Source organism: Streptosporangium amethystogenes (assembly GCF_000721075.1).
Taxonomy (GTDB): Bacteria; Actinomycetota; Actinomycetes; order Streptosporangiales; family Streptosporangiaceae; genus Streptosporangium; species Streptosporangium amethystogenes.
Genome location: NZ_JOEQ01000125.1, coordinates 1 through 1,034, shown reverse-complemented (window position 1 = coordinate 1,034; position 1,034 = coordinate 1). Strand labels below are relative to the sequence as shown.

1 protein-coding gene is annotated in these 1,034 nt (G+C 70.5%); it reads right to left on the bottom strand.

The window, feature by feature from the left end:
- Positions 1-987, bottom strand: a 987-nt coding sequence (locus IG98_RS0143895) for a serine/threonine-protein kinase (protein WP_169750311.1), incomplete at its 3' end; no start/stop codon positions are given.
- Positions 988-1,034 lie beyond the last annotated feature (47 nt).

The window sequence follows — 1,034 nt, the reverse complement described above, 5'->3', positions numbered from 1 at the left end:
GAGGTCGCCGTCGTCGGCGACCGTCACCAGGCGGAGGAAGACCTCCGGGACGCGGTCGCGTTCCTCGGGGGCGAGGGAGGCGTAGGCATCCTCGGCGATCATGCCCAGGGTCGGATCGATCGACTCCCACCGGGCCGGCGACCCGGCCTCCGCACTCCCCACCGCCATCAGGTCGCCGGGGGCGTCCGGTGTACCGTCGATGAGAGCGGACAGGACGGCGCGAGCCGTCGGCCGGGCGAGCGGGTCCTTGGCCAGCGCCGCGCCGACCAGCGCGCGCAGCGACTCCGGGAGCACATCGAGGTCGGGCTCGGTGCTGAGCACCCGATGAGCCACCGCGGGCAGCGAATCGGCGTGGAAGGCATGCTCACCCGTGACGGCGAACAGCAGAATCGCCCCCCAGGAGAAGACATCGGCCGCCGCTCCGGCACGCCTGCCCTCGAAGATCTCCGGCGCCATGTACGGGGGCGTGCCGATGGGCATCCCCGTGGGAGTCAACGACATCTCCGCGGTCCGGGCGATCCCGAAGTCGATCAACCGCGGGCCGTCGGGGCCGAGCAGGATGTTGTCGGGCTTGAGATCACGGTGGATCACCCCGGCCTCATGGATGGCCGCCAGCGCGGTCGCCACCCCGATCGCCAGCCGATGCAGGTCATCACCCTGGAAACGACGACCCCCCTGAACCACCCGGCCCAGACTCAGCCCGTCGACGAACTCACTGACGATGTACGGCCTGGGACCCTCCAGGTGCGCCTGAAGGATCCTCGCGGTGCAGAACGACGCGACCCGCTGGGCCGCCCGCACCTCCTTGGCCATCCGGGCCACATGCTGCGAAGCACCGTTGGAGGTGTGCAGAACCTTGATCGCGACCCGGGTCCCATCCTCGTCGTAGGCGTCGTAGACCACCCCCTGACCCCCGGCCCCCAACCGCCCGGCCAGCCAGTACTCCCCCAGCCGCTGCGGATCACCCGGTTGAAGAGAATCAACCACCCGCGGCCACCTCGCCTCCCGCACTCACCCGATGAGACGCCACCCAC